At 53.0% G+C, this 17405-nt stretch carries 16 protein-coding genes; 11 read left to right on the forward strand and 5 right to left on the reverse strand.

Annotated features, from left to right (window positions below; genetic code table 11):
• Positions 1 to 2: 2 nt before the first annotated feature.
• From cyoA to AC0TN7_RS16035, 3 genes are all read right to left on the reverse strand, one after another.
• The gene (cyoA, locus tag AC0TN7_RS16025; RefSeq protein WP_014882770.1) at positions 3 to 950 is read right to left on the reverse strand and encodes a cytochrome o ubiquinol oxidase subunit II; all 948 of its coding nucleotides are present in this window, start codon (positions 948 to 950) and stop codon (positions 3 to 5) included.
• 477 nt (positions 951 to 1427) lie between these two features.
• A complete protein-coding gene (ampG, locus tag AC0TN7_RS16030) occupies positions 1428 to 2903 on the reverse strand; it encodes a muropeptide MFS transporter AmpG (RefSeq protein WP_024906817.1) in 1476 nt (491 codons plus the stop codon).
• Between the two features lie 46 nt (positions 2904 to 2949).
• Positions 2950 to 3528 carry a lipoprotein gene (locus AC0TN7_RS16035; RefSeq protein WP_023310568.1) on the reverse strand — a complete coding sequence of 193 codons (579 nt, stop codon included), beginning with the start codon at positions 3526 to 3528 and terminating at the stop codon, positions 2950 to 2952.
• A 305-nt stretch (positions 3529 to 3833) separates the two neighbouring features.
• On the opposite strand from AC0TN7_RS16035, the gene bolA reads away from it, so the two are divergent.
• From bolA to AC0TN7_RS16090, 11 genes are all read left to right on the forward strand, one after another.
• Positions 3834 to 4151 (forward strand): transcriptional regulator BolA, encoded by a 318-nt coding sequence (gene bolA, locus AC0TN7_RS16040; RefSeq protein ID WP_021241655.1) that lies wholly within the window; start codon positions 3834 to 3836, stop codon positions 4149 to 4151.
• Between the two features lie 330 nt (positions 4152 to 4481).
• A complete protein-coding gene (tig, locus tag AC0TN7_RS16045; RefSeq protein ID WP_024906818.1) occupies positions 4482 to 5780 on the forward strand; it encodes a trigger factor in 1299 nt (432 codons plus the stop codon).
• 259 nt (positions 5781 to 6039) lie between these two features.
• Entirely contained in the window at positions 6040 to 6663 is a 624-nt protein-coding gene (gene clpP / locus AC0TN7_RS16050; RefSeq protein WP_010428105.1) for an ATP-dependent Clp endopeptidase proteolytic subunit ClpP, read from the forward strand.
• Between the two features lie 126 nt (positions 6664 to 6789).
• A complete protein-coding gene (gene clpX / locus AC0TN7_RS16055; protein ID WP_024906819.1) occupies positions 6790 to 8064 on the forward strand; it encodes an ATP-dependent protease ATP-binding subunit ClpX in 1275 nt (424 codons plus the stop codon).
• A gap of 182 nt (positions 8065 to 8246) precedes the next feature.
• Positions 8247 to 10601 carry an endopeptidase La gene (gene lon, locus AC0TN7_RS16060; protein WP_023334706.1) on the forward strand — a complete coding sequence of 785 codons (2355 nt, stop codon included), beginning with the start codon at positions 8247 to 8249 and terminating at the stop codon, positions 10599 to 10601.
• A gap of 210 nt (positions 10602 to 10811) precedes the next feature.
• Positions 10812 to 11084: a nucleoid-associated protein HU-beta gene (hupB, locus tag AC0TN7_RS16065; RefSeq protein ID WP_002444653.1), complete on the forward strand. Its 273-nt coding sequence runs from the start codon at positions 10812 to 10814 to the stop codon at positions 11082 to 11084.
• A 212-nt stretch (positions 11085 to 11296) separates the two neighbouring features.
• Positions 11297 to 13168 carry a peptidylprolyl isomerase gene (gene ppiD / locus AC0TN7_RS16070; RefSeq protein WP_024906820.1) on the forward strand — a complete coding sequence of 624 codons (1872 nt, stop codon included), beginning with the start codon at positions 11297 to 11299 and terminating at the stop codon, positions 13166 to 13168.
• Between the two features lie 148 nt (positions 13169 to 13316).
• Positions 13317 to 13697, forward strand: coding sequence for a helix-hairpin-helix domain-containing protein (locus tag AC0TN7_RS16075; RefSeq protein WP_417926962.1), 381 nt, complete (start codon positions 13317 to 13319; stop codon positions 13695 to 13697).
• 99 nt (positions 13698 to 13796) lie between these two features.
• A complete protein-coding gene (locus AC0TN7_RS16080; RefSeq protein ID WP_024906822.1) occupies positions 13797 to 14195 on the forward strand; it encodes a YbgC/FadM family acyl-CoA thioesterase in 399 nt (132 codons plus the stop codon).
• A 47-nt stretch (positions 14196 to 14242) separates the two neighbouring features.
• Positions 14243 to 14596, forward strand: a complete 354-nt coding sequence (locus AC0TN7_RS16085) for a type II toxin-antitoxin system RelE/ParE family toxin (RefSeq protein WP_024906823.1) — start codon at positions 14243 to 14245, stop codon at positions 14594 to 14596.
• Positions 14583 to 14912 carry an addiction module antidote protein gene (locus AC0TN7_RS16090; RefSeq protein WP_024906824.1) on the forward strand — a complete coding sequence of 110 codons (330 nt, stop codon included), beginning with the start codon at positions 14583 to 14585 and terminating at the stop codon, positions 14910 to 14912. The genes AC0TN7_RS16085 and AC0TN7_RS16090 overlap by 14 nt, the downstream gene beginning before the upstream one ends.
• 2 nt (positions 14913 to 14914) lie before the next feature.
• On the opposite strand, the gene queC is transcribed toward AC0TN7_RS16090, so the two are convergent.
• Both queC and AC0TN7_RS16100 read right to left on the reverse strand, forming a co-directional pair.
• Complete coding sequence (gene queC, locus AC0TN7_RS16095) at positions 14915 to 15610, reverse strand: 7-cyano-7-deazaguanine synthase QueC (protein WP_473702267.1); 696 nt, start codon at positions 15608 to 15610, stop codon at positions 14915 to 14917.
• A gap of 66 nt (positions 15611 to 15676) precedes the next feature.
• The gene (locus AC0TN7_RS16100) at positions 15677 to 17377 is read right to left on the reverse strand and encodes an SgrR family transcriptional regulator (protein WP_473702268.1); all 1701 of its coding nucleotides are present in this window, start codon (positions 17375 to 17377) and stop codon (positions 15677 to 15679) included.
• Between the last annotated feature and the right edge of the window lie 28 nt (positions 17378 to 17405).

The raw sequence follows: 17405 nt of genomic DNA on the forward strand, positions 1-17405 counted from the left end.
CCTTAGTGAGCGGTTTCCGCGTGGCTCATGTCCATGCCTTCCATACCTTCATGCGCGCTGTGCTCGCCTTCAGGCTGGGTCATGTCCATGCTCTTGCCGTGATCCATAAATTTGCCAATAACGTCTTTGAACAAATCTGGTTTCACATTAGAGAAGTACTCCACCTTGTTGTATTCGCTAGGTGCAGCCACTTTTTCGAACGCCGCCATGTCAGACATGGTGTTTGGAGACTGCTTCGCTTTTTCAACCCACTGGTCGAAAGCGGCACGGTCCGGCGTCGCAATAGCTTTGAACTTCATACCTGAGAAGCCCGGGCCGCTATAGCTGGCGGAGATACCATCATAGGTGCCTGCTTCATTCGCGATCAGGTGCAGATTGGTCTGCATACCGGCCATCGCGTAAATCTGGCTACCCAGACGTGGGATGAAGAAGGAGTTCATTACGGAGTTGGAGGTCACTTTGAACTGAACCGGAGTGTTCGCCGGGAAGGCGATTTCATTCACGGTAGCAATACCCTGCTCTGGATAGATGAAGAACCATTTCCAGTCCATGGAGACCACTTCAATGGTAATAGGTTTCTCATCGTGAACCAGCGGTTTGCTTGGCTCAAGTGCGTGAGTGGTTTTCCAGGTCAGTACGGCAAGGAACAGGATGATCAGAATAGGTACCGTCCAGACCACAGCTTCCACTTTATTGGAGTGTGACCAGTTAGGGCTATACTTCGCATCTTTATTGCTCGCACGATACTTCCAGGCGAAACCAACAGCCATCAAAATGGCAGGAATAACCACAATCAACATCAGGCCAAAAGCCGTCAATATCAGTGAACGTTGTTCCAGTCCAATCTGTCCTTTGGGGTCTAGTAGTGCAGAATCGCAGCCACTGAGTAATACAGTGCCCGCGAATAATGACAACCATCCCAAACTTTTATTGTATTTCCCGAGTCTCATTTAACGACCTCAATTCCACGGAGTCTGGTGGCGTTTAAAGTGTGCGGGCATTTTACGGGAAGGTTACATTACTGTAAACATCATTAGGCCTGTGTCAGGAAGGTGTTACCGGGTTCTGCCGCACGTGTCACAAGTGTTGCAAATTATGTCGGTTTTTATGACCGAAGCCGCATGGCATGGGCTTTATAACGAAAGGACCCCCAAGCATACCCTAAAAGGGGCAATTGGTATAACCATTGTTGAAAATAAACAAAAAATTAACAATTAATTATCAATAAAAAGACATCTAAAAAACGAAAAATCAAACTCTCGCATGCTGAATCGTTTAATGAAAAATAGCGTTTTGGAATGGGAGCCAATAATTTCCAAATCCTATCCCGCACAAAACAACAAATATTTTTTTTGCGGTTGATGGCTATTTCGCCGTTATAGTTTCGGTTAGTGATTACAACGGGAAATAACCTTTCGCATTTTTCTTCAGGTCATCTGCGTTTTACGCAAGGCCATGAAATCGAGCAGGCCCCCGGTCAGGATCCCGGCGATAGCCAGCAGGGCGCCTGCGTCCAGCAGAAGGGCTTCGAAGGGGAGTGCCAGTGACGTGCTGGCATTAATAATGAGCACCACCAGCCACAGTGCCAGAGCAAGGCAGCCCGCCATTAACAGTCGTAACGCAAAACGGTAGGCGCGGTGATATTCGGTGCGCGGCATAAAGTGTTCGGTCCGCTGGGTATATTCCAGCGTCTGGCGACACACCAGCAGCAATAAAATCCCCGGCACGGCAGCCACGACCGAAAAGAGATAAAATGTTGGCCAACCGTGGGCTTCCACGAACCAGCCGGCAATCGGGCCAACGTATACGCGGCCTACGGCAGAGAGCGCCGAGAGCAGAGCGAACTGCGTGGCGGAAAATGACTTGTTGCACAGGGTCATCAGCAGGGCGACAAACGCCGCTGTGCCCATACCGCCGCAGAGGTTTTCGAAGAACACCGCCGCGGCCATGCTGATAGTATGTTTATCGGTAATCGACAGCAGCCAGTAGCCTGCGTTAGAGGCGCCCTGAAGGATGCCGAAAATCAGCAGCGCGCGGAACAGCGTCAGGCGCTGCATCAGCACGCCACCGTATAATGCCCCGACAATGGTCGCAAACAGCCCCAGCGTTTTATTCACCACACCCACTTCACCGGCGTCAAAACCGACACCGCGGATCAGGAAGGTGGTGGTCAGGCTCATGGCAAAGGCATCGCCCAGCTTATAAAGGACGATGAGCAACAGGATCAGCCAGGCGTTGTTGCGGCCAAAGAAGTCACGAAGCGGTTCGGCGACGGCCTGCTCCAGCGAGCGGGGAACCGGGATAACGTCACTCGGTTCGGGCGCCAATAAGGTCGCGATAATGCAGGGGATCAGCAGGGCGGCCATCAGCCAGTACATACCCTGCCAGCCGAGGTAACGGTCGGCAAGCCACAGCGCCAGCCCACCGGAGACCAGCATCCCGAGGCGATAGCCCAGCACGCTGATTGCCGCACCGGCGCCGCGCTCTTCCGCAGGTAACACGTCCGTCTTCCAGGCGTCGAACACGATATCCTGAGAGGCGGAACAGAAGGCAATCACCACCGCAAGCGCCGCCATCCAGCGAAGCTGCGTGGTGGGCTCAAGAAAACCCATCGCCGCAATGGCCAGCAGCAGTAGGATTTGCGTCATCACCAGCCAGCCGCGACGACGCCCGAGGAAAGGCGGCGTGTAGCGATCCATGACCGGAGACCACAGGAACTTAAAGACGTAGGCCTGGCCCACAAGCGAGAAGAAGCCAATGGTTTTCAGATCGATGTTCTCGACCGTCATCCACGCCTGAAGCGTGCCGGAAGTGAGTGCGAGGGGTAAACCCGAGGCAAAGCCGAGGATCAGCAGAATCGCTGATTTCGGTTGCTGGAAAATGCGTAAGTAATGGCTGGACATGTTCTTATAAAACTGACCCGGTGATACACCGGGTCAGCGAGCGGGATTAACGCGCGTTCTGCTTGATGAAGTCGTGAATGCTGGTGTCCTGCGCCATATCGGCGATGGTATCGGTCAGCACGCTATTAACGGCGTTAGCAATGTTCTGGTTGGAGGCCTGGAACGCACCTTCAACAGAGTAGCTGGCGCGGTAGTTTTTGGTCATCTTGTTGCCATTCTTCGCGGTGGCAATGATGGCGATATCCGCTTTGGTCGCGATGTTGTAGCGCACGTTGCCCTGAGACACGTCAGCATACAGGTTGTTCACGATGATCTGCAGATCAACCGCGCCGCTTGGGCCAATCATGTAGCCGCGAGCGGTCATCTGTTTCTCCAGCACTTCCTGGAGCAGGAAGCGCAGGTCGCGGGACGCGGTGAGGGTAACCTGCTGGTTATCGCGGGTCACTTTTGCCAGCGCCTGATCCTGACGCTGATCGGCACCGTTAATGCTCACGGTGACGCCCATCAGGCTTGGGTCCTGCTGAGGCAGGGTGATTTTTGGTGAGACATCAATAGTGGTAGGCGGGGTAGCGCAGCCTGCCAGCATAAAAAGGGCTACCAACGGAAAGAAGAGTTTTTTTAACATTTTCGGGTTCTCAACGAATCGTAAGCATATAAAGAGAAAAATTGCCGCCATCATAACATCGCCAACGGCGAGGGGAAGTGGTCAACGCATGTAAATTCATCGCCTTGTCCGAAAACTGACCAGTTCACCGTTTTTCCCAATCCGTGTATGACAAAACGTATGAGTCTCACAGTGAACTTCATTCGTTTGAATGAGAAAATCAGACGAAAGCTAAATATTTGTTGTCAAGGTGTAATGGAAACGGTAAAAGCGGCTAACATTTAAAGGGATGGGTGACATCCTGGCGTTGTCGGAGGAGTAATTTCATGATGATACGTGAGCATATAGAAGATAAATTAAGGGCGGCGTTCAACCCTGTGTTCCTCGAAGTCGTCGACGAAAGCTATCGTCATAACGTGCCGGCAGGTTCTGAAAGCCACTTCAAAGTGGTTCTGGTTAGCGATCGCTTCACGGGAGAACGTTTCCTGAATCGGCATCGCTTGATCTACAGCACCTTGACGGAAGAACTCTCCACGACCGTACATGCGCTGGCACTGCATACCTATACCATTAAGGAATGGGAAGGCTTGCAGGATACGGTTTTTGCATCACCGCCCTGTCGCGGAGCAGGCACAATCGCCTGATAAATCGGATTTGCAACGGCTGGAGCTTTTCCAGTATGTTGCTTACAGATTTCCTCAAAACGGCCCACGGGCCGTTTTGTTTTGTCTGAGTTTTGAGCGGATGGTGCGATTTTAAGGCTAAAAATAGCCTTAAAGTGTGAAAAAAGCCGCAGCAACATGCCCCAACCGTTCTCGACTCACCTAAGTGATGCCGCTATAATGCCGCGTCTTATTGAATGTCTTCGGGATGATTCTGGCGACAGGGAATGTGAATCTGCACTAAGAGAGCATCCCGGTATAACAGACAGATTCAGAGTTGACCGAGCACTGTGATTTTTTTGAGGTAACAAGATGCAAGTTTCAGTTGAAACCACTCAAGGCCTTGGCCGCCGTGTAACGATTACTATCGCTGCTGACAGCATCGAAACTGCTGTGAAAAGCGAGCTGGTCAACGTAGCAAAAAAAGTACGTATTGACGGCTTCCGCAAGGGCAAAGTACCAATGAATGTTGTTGCTCAGCGTTATGGCGCTTCCGTGCGTCAGGATGTGCTGGGTGAACTGATGAGCCGTAACTTTATTGATGCGATCATCAAAGAAAAAATCAATCCGGCCGGCGCGCCGAACTACGTTCCAGGCGAATACAAACTGGGCGAAGACTTCACCTACTCCGTAGAGTTCGAAGTGTACCCGGAAGTTGAGCTGAAAGGTCTGGAATCTATCGAAGTTGAAAAACCAGTTGTTTCCGTGACTGACGAAGACGTTGACGGCATGCTGGATACCCTGCGCAAGCAGCAGGCGAACTGGAAAGAGAAAGAAGGCGCTGTTGACGCTGAAGACCGTGTCACCATCGACTTCACCGGTTCTGTAGACGGCGAAGAGTTCGAAGGCGGTAAAGCGTCTGACTTCGTACTGGCAATGGGCCAGGGTCGTATGATCCCAGGCTTCGAAGATGGTATCAAAGGCCACAAGGCTGGCGAAGAGTTCACTATCGACGTGACCTTCCCGGAAGAATACCACGCTGAAAACCTGAAAGGGAAAGCAGCGAAGTTCGCTATCAACCTGAAGAAAGTTGAAGAGCGCGAACTGCCAGAACTGACTGAAGAATTCATCAAGCGTTTCGGCGTGGAAGATGGTTCCGTAGCGGGTCTGCGCACCGAAGTGCGTAAGAACATGGAACGCGAACTGAACGGCGCGGTGCGTAACCGTGTGAAATCTCAGGCGATCGAAGGTCTGGTGAAAGCCAACGACATCGACGTTCCAGCTGCCCTGATCGACAGCGAAATCGACGTTCTGCGCCGTCAGGCTGCACAGCGTTTCGGTGGCAACCAGCAGCAAGCGATGGAACTGCCACGCGAGCTGTTCGAAGAGCAAGCGAAACGCCGCGTAGTTGTTGGCCTGCTGCTGGGTGAAGTGATTCGTACCCACGAGCTGAAAGCTGACGAAGAGCGTGTGAAAGGCCTGATCGAAGAGATGGCTTCTGCATACGAAGATCCATCAGAAGTGATCGAGTTCTACGGTAAGAACAAAGAGCTGATGGACAACATGCGCAACGTCGCCCTGGAAGAGCAGGCTGTTGAAGCGGTACTGGCGAAAGCGAAAGTGTCCGAAAAAGCGACCTCTTTCAACGAACTGATGAACCAGCAGGCGTAATTTCGCCCCAACGGTTTAAAGTTTGAACAAAAACCCGTTGCCTTTTGGTGACGGGTTTTTTTTATCACACCAATAGCCCAGGAAGAGTGCTAAAACGCCCTTTCAGTGTTAGCGTAACAACAAAAGGTTGTTATGCTTGAAATAGGGCACTGTGAACCCCATAAGTACGTAATCACGATGAATGAGACTGGCTGATAATCCGTCCATAAGGTTACAATCAGTACAGCAGGTGTTTTCAATTTAGATCCAGGAGACGGAAATGTCATACAGTGGCGAACGAGATAACTTTGCACCCCATATGGCTCTGGTGCCAATGGTTATTGAACAGACCTCACGTGGTGAGCGATCTTTTGATATCTATTCCCGTCTGCTCAAGGAACGCGTTATCTTTCTGACCGGCCAGGTGGAAGACCACATGGCTAACCTGATCGTGGCGCAGATGCTGTTTCTGGAAGCGGAAAACCCGGAAAAAGACATTTACCTGTACATCAACTCCCCGGGGGGCGTGATTACAGCGGGGATGTCCATTTATGACACCATGCAATTCATCAAGCCAGATGTCAGCACTATCTGTATGGGTCAGGCTGCATCTATGGGCGCGTTCCTGTTAACAGCAGGGGCGAAAGGGAAGCGTTTCTGCTTGCCAAATTCCCGCGTGATGATTCACCAGCCGCTGGGCGGTTACCAGGGGCAGGCGACGGATATCGAAATCCACGCCCGCGAAATTCTGAAAGTAAAAGCGCGCATGAATGAACTTATGGCGCAGCATACGGGTCAACCACTCGAGCAGATCGAGCGCGATACCGAGCGCGATCGCTTCCTCTCTGCACCAGAGGCAGTTGAGTACGGCTTAGTCGACTCCGTGTTGACCCATCGTAATTGATGCCCGCGACGCGAGTGTGCCGCTATACTAAGGTAGGGCGGCACGCTGCTTATTGCAGCTTGCGTCTTAGATTGGCATTTGCGTCGTCATGTGCGGCACAAAGAACTTAAAAAGAGGTTTGGACTCATGACAGATAAACGCAAAGATGGTTCGGGCAAACTGCTGTACTGCTCTTTTTGCGGCAAAAGCCAGCATGAAGTGCGTAAACTGATTGCCGGGCCGTCCGTGTATATCTGCGACGAATGTGTCGATTTATGTAACGACATCATTCGCGAAGAGATTAAAGAAGTCGCACCGCACCGTGAGCGCAGCGCGCTGCCAACGCCGCATGAAATTCGTCATCACCTTGACGACTACGTCATCGGGCAGGAGCAGGCCAAGAAAGTGCTGGCGGTAGCGGTCTATAATCACTACAAACGTCTGCGTAACGGCGACACCAGCAATGGCGTAGAACTGGGTAAAAGTAACATTCTGCTGATCGGCCCAACCGGTTCCGGTAAAACGCTGCTGGCTGAAACCCTGGCGCGTCTGCTTGATGTTCCGTTCACGATGGCGGATGCCACCACCCTGACCGAGGCCGGTTATGTGGGTGAGGATGTTGAAAACATCATCCAGAAACTGCTGCAGAAATGCGATTACGACGTACAGAAAGCCCAGCGCGGGATTGTTTACATCGATGAGATCGACAAGATCTCCCGTAAATCCGACAACCCGTCCATTACCCGTGACGTATCGGGTGAAGGCGTACAGCAGGCACTGCTGAAGCTGATCGAAGGTACGGTTGCCGCTGTTCCGCCACAGGGTGGTCGTAAACATCCTCAGCAGGAGTTCCTGCAGGTTGATACCTCTAAGATCCTGTTCATCTGTGGTGGTGCGTTCGCTGGTCTGGATAAAGTCATCTCCCACCGTGTTGAAACCGGCTCCGGCATTGGTTTTGGCGCAACGGTGAAATCGACGTCCGAAAAACCAAACGAAGGTGAACTGCTGTCTCAGGTAGAACCAGAAGATCTGATCAAATTCGGTCTGATCCCTGAATTCATCGGCCGTCTGCCGGTTGTGGCAACGCTGAATGAACTGAGTGAAGACGCGCTGATCCAGATCCTGAAAGAGCCAAAAAATGCGCTGACCAAGCAGTATCAGGCGCTGTTCAATCTGGAAGGCGTTGACCTGGAATTCCGCGACGAAGCGCTGGATGCCATTGCCAAGAAAGCGATGATCCGTAAAACCGGTGCCCGTGGCCTGCGTTCTATCGTTGAAGCGGCACTGCTCGACACCATGTACGATCTGCCATCGATGGAAGACGTTGAGAAAGTGGTGATTGACGAGTCCGTCATCAGCGGTCAAACCAAGCCGCTGCTGATTTACGGCAAACCGGAAGCACAGCAGGCATCTGGCGAATAATTCACCAAATCATACAAGCAGTTAATCAAAAAGGGGGGATTTTATCTCCCCTTTACTTTTTCCGTATTCATAGCGTTGAATGTGTGGCAAACATCCCCATATACTGGATACATGTTAATGGTTATGTGAAGCACAGTGACATGACCAGCTTACCTGGCGGACACTAACTAAGAGAGAGCTCTATGAATCCTGAGCGTTCTGAACGCATTGAAATCCCCGTATTGCCGTTGCGCGATGTGGTGGTTTATCCGCACATGGTCATACCCTTATTTGTAGGGCGGGAAAAATCTATCCGTTGCCTCGAAGCCGCTATGGATCATGATAAAAAAATCATGCTGGTGGCGCAGAAAGAAGCATCAACGGATGAGCCGGGTGTAAACGATCTTTTCACCGTCGGGACCGTGGCCTCTATTTTGCAGATGCTGAAGCTGCCTGACGGCACCGTGAAGGTGCTGGTAGAAGGGCTGCAGCGTGCGCGTATTACCACTCTGTCAGACGATGGCGAGCACTTCTCTGCGAAGGCAGAGTACCTTGATTCGCCTGAGCTCGATGAGCGCGAGCAGGAAGTGCTGGTGCGCACCGCGATTAGCCAGTTTGAAGGCTATATCAAGCTGAACAAGAAAATCCCACCAGAAGTGCTGACGTCGCTGAACAGCATCGACGATCCTGCGCGTCTGGCGGACACCATCGCTGCCCATATGCCGCTGAAGCTGGCTGACAAACAGTCCGTGCTGGAAATGTCCGACGTTAACGAACGTCTGGAATACCTGATGGCGATGATGGAGTCTGAAATCGATCTGCTGCAGGTTGAGAAGCGCATTCGCAACCGCGTGAAAAAGCAGATGGAGAAATCCCAGCGTGAGTACTATCTGAATGAGCAAATGAAGGCCATTCAGAAAGAGCTGGGCGAGATGGACGACGCGCCGGACGAAAACGAAGCGCTGAAGCGTAAGATCGACGCGGCGAAGATGCCGAAAGAGGCGAAAGAGAAAGCCGAAGCAGAACTGCAGAAGCTGAAAATGATGTCTCCAATGTCGGCTGAAGCGACCGTTGTACGCGGCTATATTGAGTGGATGGTGCAGGTTCCGTGGAACGCCCGCAGCAAGGTCAAAAAAGACCTGCGTCAGGCGCAGGAAATCCTGGATACCGACCACTACGGCCTGGAACGCGTGAAAGACCGCATTCTTGAGTACCTCGCGGTACAGAGTCGTGTAAACAAAATCAAAGGCCCAATTCTGTGCCTGGTCGGGCCGCCGGGGGTGGGTAAAACCTCTCTGGGTCAGTCCATCGCCAAAGCGACCGGACGTAAGTATATCCGTATGGCGCTGGGTGGCGTACGCGATGAGGCGGAAATCCGCGGTCACCGCCGTACCTACATCGGTTCTATGCCGGGTAAACTGATCCAGAAGATGGCGAAAGTGGGGGTTAAAAACCCGCTGTTCCTGCTCGATGAGATCGATAAGATGTCGTCGGACATGCGTGGCGACCCTGCGTCTGCACTGCTGGAAGTGCTTGATCCAGAACAGAACGTGGCGTTCAGCGATCACTACCTGGAAGTGGACTACGACCTGAGCGATGTGATGTTCGTGGCGACCTCCAACTCCATGAACATTCCGGCCCCGCTGCTGGACCGTATGGAAGTGATCCGTCTCTCCGGTTATACCGAAGATGAGAAGCTGAACATTGCTAAGCAGCACCTGCTGCCGAAACAGATCGAGCGTAACGCGCTGAAAGCCAACGAGCTGACCGTCGAGGACAGCGCGATTATTGGCATCATTCGCTACTACACCCGTGAAGCGGGCGTGCGTAGCCTTGAGCGTGAAATCTCTAAACTGTGTCGTAAAGCGGTGAAACAGCTGCTGCTGGATAAGAGCCTGAAACACATTGTGATTAACGGCGACAATCTGCATGCGTACCTGGGCGTCCAGCGCTTCGACTACGGTCGCGCGGACAACGAAAACCGCGTTGGTCAGGTGACTGGCCTGGCATGGACGGAAGTGGGTGGCGATCTGCTGACCATCGAAACCGCCTGTGTGCCAGGTAAAGGTAAACTGACCTACACCGGCTCGCTGGGTGAAGTGATGCAGGAGTCCATCCAGGCTGCGTTGACCGTGGTTCGTGCGCGTGCGGAGAAACTGGGTATCAACCCTGATTTCTACGAAAAACGCGACATCCACGTGCACGTACCTGAAGGGGCGACGCCGAAAGATGGTCCAAGCGCGGGTATTGCCATGTGTACCGCTCTGGTTTCCTGTCTGACAGGGAACCCGGTGCGTGCTGATGTGGCAATGACCGGTGAAATCACGCTGCGTGGTCAGGTTCTGCCGATTGGTGGTTTAAAAGAAAAACTGCTGGCGGCGCACCGCGGTGGGATCAAAACCGTATTGATCCCTTACGAAAATAAACGCGATCTGGAAGAGATTCCGGACAACGTGATTGCCGATCTGCAGATTCATCCTGTGAAGCGAATTGAGGAAGTTCTCAGTCTCGCACTGCAGAATGAACCCTCCGGAATGCAGGTTGTAACCGCAAAATAGTGACCTCGCGCAAAGAGCGTCAATAAAAACAAGGCTGGTAAGTCATTTCGCACTTGCCAGCCTTTTTTTGTATAGCTAATTTAGATTGCTGATTAGGTCAGCCATCAACAACGGGTGTTGTAAGGTCATGGCAGGCCTGATATAACTGCTGCGCGGTCGCGTTGTGAAGGATTCAGGCGCGATATAAATTATAAAGAGAGGAAGAGAACAGTGAATAAATCTCAACTGATTGACAAAATTGCTGCTGGTGCTGATATTTCTAAAGCTGCAGCTGGACGTGCCTTAGATGCATTAATTGCTTCTGTTACTGAATCTCTGCAGGCTGGGGACGACGTTGCACTGGTAGGCTTCGGTACTTTTGCTGTTAAAGAGCGTGCTGCCCGTACTGGCCGCAACCCTCAGACCGGTAAAGAGATCACCATTGCTGCTGCTAAAGTGCCGGGTTTCCGTGCAGGTAAAGCGCTGAAAGACGCAGTAAACTGATTGCTTTCCCGTTTCAGGGAAGCCGGAAAGTACAAGGGCGCATCATTTGATGTGCCTTTTTTGTTTGTCCAGACCTGATTTGTGCGAGTTTATGCGAGTTGTGGGCTGACAATCGCCCCGTTTTCTTGTCACAATACACCTTCACGCGCGACGGGCAGGATTTTCCGTCAGCGTCAGGTAACCAGTCACCTACAGCGGAGTGTTGTTACACCATGATGGACAGCTTACGCACGGCTGCTAACAGTCTCGTGCTCAAGATTATTTTCGGTATCATTATCGTGTCGTTCATATTGACCGGCGTGAGCAGTTACCTTATTGGCGGTGGCGCAAACTATGCCGCAAAAGTGAATGGCCAGGAGATCAGCCGTGGTCAGTTCGAGAATGCTTTTGCCGGTGAACGTAACCGTATGCAGCAACAGCTGGGCGACCAATTCTCTGAACTGGCGGCGAACGAAGGGTACATGAAGACCCTGCGCCAGCAGACACTGAACCGTCTTATCGACGAAGCGCTTCTGGATCAGTATGCCAAAAAACTGGGCCTTGGCATCAGCGATGAGCAGGTGAAAAAAGCCATTTTCTCCACCCAGGCTTTCCAGTCTAACGGTAAATTCGACAACGCGCGTTATAACAGCATCGTCAACCAGATGGGCATGACGGCCGATCAGTACGCGCAGGCTCTGCGTAATCAGCTGACCACCCAGCAGCTCATCAATGCCGTTGTGGGCACCGATTTCATGCTCAAAGGTGAAACGGACGAACTGGCTGCGCTGGTGGCGCAGCAGCGCGTTGTACGCGAAGCGACTATTGATGTGAACGCCCTGGCGGCGAAACAGCAGGTGAGCGACGCTGACGTTAACGCTTACTACGAGCAGAACAAGAATTCCTTTGTTTCTCCAGAGCAGTTCCGTGTGAGCTACATCAAGCTGGATGCTGCCGCGCTGCAGGAAACCGCGTCTGATGCGGAAATCCAGTCTTACTACGACCAGCATCAGGATCAGTTCACTCAGCCGCAGCGTAACCGCTACAGCGTGATTCAGACGAAGACCGAGGCTGATGCCAAAGCGGTACTGGAAGAGCTGAATAAAGGCGCTGATTTCGCGACCGTTGCGAAAGCGAAATCCACCGACATTATCTCTGCGAAAAACGGCGGTGATATGGGATGGCTGGAAGACGCGACCACACCGGATGAGCTGAAAAATGCCGGTCTGAAAGATAAAGGTCAACTTTCTGGCGTCATTAAGTCTTCCGTTGGTTTCCTGGTCGTGCGTCTGGACGACATCACCGCGGCGAAAACCAAGCCTCTGGCTGAGGTTCGCGACGATATCGCGGCGAAAGTGAAACAGGAAAAAGCGCTGGATGCCTACTACGCGCTGCAGCAGAAGGTGAGCGATGCTGCCAGCAACGACAACGAATCTCTGGCGGGGGCTGAGCAGGCGGCGGGTGTGAAGGCGGTTGAGACGGGCTGGTTTGGTCGTGACAACCTGCCGGAAGAGCTGAACTTTAAACCGGTTTCCGATGCTATCTTCAATGGTGGTCTGGTGGGCGAGAACGGCACGCCGGGCAGTAACTCTGACATCATTACCGTCGACGGCGATCGTGCGTTTGTGTTGCGCGTCAGCGAGCACAAGCCAGAAGCGGTCAAACCGCTGGCGGACGTGAAGGATCAGGTCGTTGCCCAGGTTAAGCACAACAAAGCGGAACAGCAGGCGAAGCTGGATGCTGAGAAGATTCTGTCTGATTTGAAAGCGGGTAAAGAAGACGCGCTGAAAGCGGCTGGCCTGAGCTTCGGTGAAGCGAAAACGCTGAGCCGTACCGGCCAGGATCCAATCAGCCAGGCCGCGTTTGGTCTGACTCTGCCTGCAAAGGATAAGCCAAGCTTCGGTACCACCACCGATGCGCAGGGTAACGTCGTTCTGCTGGCGCTGGATGAAGTGAAAGCCGGCACCCTGCCAGACGCGCAGAAGAAAGCGATGGTTCAGGGGATTACCCAGAACAATGCTCAGATTGCCTTCGAAGCCATGATGAGCAACCTGCGTAAAGAAGCCAAAATCAAGCTGGGTGATGTGATGACTCAGCAGCAGTAATTACGTGTCTGCTCGCAGATTTTCGTAACGCTCTGCAATAACTAAAGGCCGCTTTCGCGGCCTTTTCCATTTCTGCAATCTGCTGTTTGTGCCGGGTTTATCTGGCGGCTATCGTGACGTGGCTGTCAACAAACAAGGAGATAACAGCATGAAATGTGGAATCAAAGCACTGTTAATTACGCTGGCTATTGCCACCACCGGGATGAGCGCGGGCGCGCTGGCGGCGACGCCCGCCGCCAAACCACAGGCTACGCAGAGCAAGTCCGACACAGCCGCGCCGGTGCAAGGGCAAACCAAAGCGACTGACGCCGGTAAAAATGCGGATGATGACGGTACGCGGGTGAGTATCAATTCGGCCACTGCGGAAGATCTGGCCCGCGTGATGAATGGCGTCGGCCTGAAAAAAGCGCAGGCCATCGTCAGCTACCGCGAAGAGTATGGTCCTTTCAAAACGGTCGACGATCTCAAACAGGTTCCGGGCATGGGGGGCGCACTGGTTGAGCGCAACCTCTCACACCTGACGCTGTAATTACGCAATTTCTTGCACTGCGGCAAAATTTTGCCAGGATAAAGAGGTCATACCAGTTATGACCTCTCATCCTACAATAACAGTAAAGGCAATTGCGCTATGCAGACAAAAATCAAAGTACGCGGTTTTCATCTCGACGTTTACCAGCATGTGAACAACGCTCGCTATCTTGAGTTTCTTGAAGAAGCGCGCTGGGACGGGCTGGAAAATAGCGAAAGTTTTCAGTGGCTGACCGCGCACAACATCGCGTTTGTGGTCGTCAATATCAATATCAACTACCGGCGTCCGGCCGTGCTGGGCGATGTGCTCACGGTGACCAGCCAGGTGCAGCAGATCAACGGCAAAAGCGGGGTGCTAAGCCAGGTGGTGACGCTCGATCCTGAAGGGCAGGTGGTGGCTGATGCGCTGATTACTTTTGTCTGTATCGATCTGAAAACGCAGAAAGCGCTGCCGCTGGAAGGGGAACTGCGGGAAAAGCTGGAGTTGATGATCGCGTAGGAATTTGTCTTTTATAAAAGACAAAAGGGTTTTTCAGGGATAGAATAATGGACAGGGACTACGTTGTTGAACGTTACCGGACCCGTGACGGAAAAGTGCCGTTTGAAGAGTGGGTAGCCAGAATGAATCGAAAGGATCCGGATATGGTTTTCCGGATCCTTATGCGGATTAACCGTGCGATAAAACGTAATTTTGGCGATTACAGGTATCTCAGGGAAGGTGTTTGGGAGATGCGAGTCGACAGTGGCCCCGGCTACAGAATCTATTTTTCAGTAGAGAATCGGCAGGTTTTATTGTTACTGATCGGTGGTGACAAAAAGAGCCAAAAAGCAGATATCCAACTGGCAGTAGATTACTGGAAAGATCATCAAACAAAAGGACATTCCAATGAGTGCCGCTGAACGAAAATATTCGAGCTCCGTTAACCACCATGATGCTGTTGTGAAAATGCTGCGAGAGAATCCTTCCTACGCTCAGCGTTATCTGCAAACGGCCCTGGAAGAGATCTATGAAGACCAGGGGATCCCTGCTTATCTCATTGCACTCCGTCAGGTCATCGAAGCGCGAGGCGGTATCGGAGAAATTTCTACCAAAGCAGGTCTGTCCCGCCAGCAGCTATACCGAACCTTATCAGACAACGGCAACCCAACGCTGACAACGCTGATGAAAGTCACCCGTGCTGCCGGTGTGAAACTGTTCGACAGCACGGTCAAATAGCCCTATTTAAGCCCGGTCTTTTTCTGCATCGCGGCCATCACGCCGACTTTATCGGCAAGATAGTGGTTCAGCCCGTTAGCGCGAAGATTACAGGCCGCGCACTGGCCGCAACCGTCGCCTTTGATACCGTTATAGCAGGTAAGCGTTTCGCTGCGAACAAGGTCCAGCTTGCCCCAGTAGTCCGCCAGCGCCCAGGTTTCTGCTTTATCCAGCCACATCAGCGGGGTTTCAAAGCGCGTCTCTTTCGCCATCCCCAGATTGACGGCGTGGTTTAACGCTTTCACGAACTCATCACGACAGTCCGGGTAGCCGGAGAAGTCGGTCTCGCACACGCCCGTGATCACCGATTCGGCTTTTACCTGGTAGGCGTAGATCGCCGTCAGGGTCAGGAAGAGGATATTACGACCCGGAACGAAGGTATTCGGAATGCCGCTGGCATCGGGTTCGTAGTCCGGGACGGGAATACTGTCCCGGGTGAGGCTGCTTACGGCCAGTTCATTTAACAGCGTAACGTCCAGCACCTTGTGCGCGCGTGCGCCCAGTTTCAGGGCAAGTTCACGGGCAACATCGATTTCAGCGCGATGACGCTGACCATAATCGAAAGTCACACAGTGAACTTCATCGTACTGATGAAGAGCCTGAACCAGGCAGGTAGTAGAGTCTTGTCCTCCGCTGAACACGACGACGGCACGTTTCATAAATCATCTCGACTGTTACGGTAAAAACGTTATGTTACCGTCAGACCACGACGGCGACCAGCTTCTTCACGATTTAGGGGCGGGCAGCCAGGCTTCGGTAAAGTCAAACCAGCCGCGGGTATTGAGGCGTATGCCGTTAACTCCCGGCGGGGCGCTGATCTGGTATTGATAATTGAACAGTGGGGTGATCACCGCCTTTTCCATGAGCCGGGAAAAAATGGCCCTGAGCCCGGCATGTCTGGCCTGATCTTCGGCCTGGGTCTGTACCGCATCCAGGGTGGCCTGCAGATGAGCATATTGCGGTGCGCTAAGCACATGTGGCCATAGGGCATCACAGCGCAGCCACTGTTCAAGCGTATATTCCGGCGCTTCGCCAATCAGCCTGTCACCCATCATGAGGTCCGCGTCCGCCAGTTGCTGGCATCCGTCCCAGGTTTTTGCGTCGTGAAAGATAACCGTTAGCTCGCAGCCCTGCTGCGCAAGATACTGTTTTAGCTGACGCGCCATCGTGTGTAACTCAACCGGTAAATGGTAAATCAGGGTTAACTTAGTCGGCAGAGAGACATGAGATAAATCCGACCACTGAGGGATTGCCCATCCTGGCAGTAACTCCTCTGTTGGGGTAATCAGCCCTTCGTTGAGCGGAAGCGTGTGCAGAAGCGATGAGAGATGAATGATGTTAATGAGCCGTCGTGCCTGCATTTCACTCAGACGCGGGCTTTGCTTCAGGGTGAGATAACAAAAGCCCAGACTGGTGCTGTTCGTCACCAGGCGCAGACTCTCCAGCTCATCCGGCTCGCCAATGGCGATCTGCACCGGATGGCGACAGCTGGTACCCAGCCCATAGTCAAACAGCGACGGTGTGATCCAGTATTCGATAGCCTTAAGCAGCGGGTGGCTGAGATGGTACTGTTCGTGGCTTTCCAGACGAACCAGATCCGGCTCATACACGCTGAGTCTGAAGGGGCCGCAGCCCGTCAGGGGCTGTTCGGGATGTGCAAGCCGACTACAGTAGGTGGCCAGGCGGTGTGCCAGCCAGTAATCCGGCTGGTGCAGTGTGAACGTCAGACACTGGGGATGGGTGACGTCAATGCGCAGGACGCTCTGGAACAGTTTACGCAGGGCGGGTAAGGCAAAAAGCGCATTCAGGCTTTGCTGAAGCTGTCCGGTTTCGACCTTATCGCCGTTATGCCAGTGCAGAGTGGAACGAATATAGAAATGCCAGCGCAAACCGTCCGTCGACACCTCCCAGTGATGAGCGAGATCGCCCGTGGGTTCACTGCTGTTGCCGTGAAATCGCGTCAGTCCGGAGAATACCTGTCCCGCAAGATGCTGCTCCGCCCGACCGGGTAAAAAACCCGGCTGAAGCGGATCCAGTGAGCGGTAATAGGGGATGCGCAGCGTTGGCGTGTCGTTTTGCCACTGCCCGCCTAAAAACGGATGCAGCAATGATCGTAATTCTGCGGGTGCAAGCTGGGCCAGTTCCAGCGCGTTATGCTGCTGCCCGCTCTTCAGCGCCTCCTCCATCATCGCATTGCGCAGTGACTCCGGCGTGACATGGAACGTAAGCTCACCCCGCTTACCGCGGCCAGACTGCGCTCGCCAGCTCAGCCAGCCCGCCTCCTGGGCCTGACGCAGCAGCGTTCGGACATGCCGCTCGCTACAAAAACAGCGGGCGGCCAGCTCGCTGATGGTGACCTGTTGCGTTGCACCCAGGGAAGGCTGCCACAGGCGGTGATACTGGTTGAGTCGATTGAGCTGGCGCATAAGAAACCCGGAACAATAATTATCATCT

The organism is Enterobacter sp. PL_is511 (genome assembly GCF_055816065.1).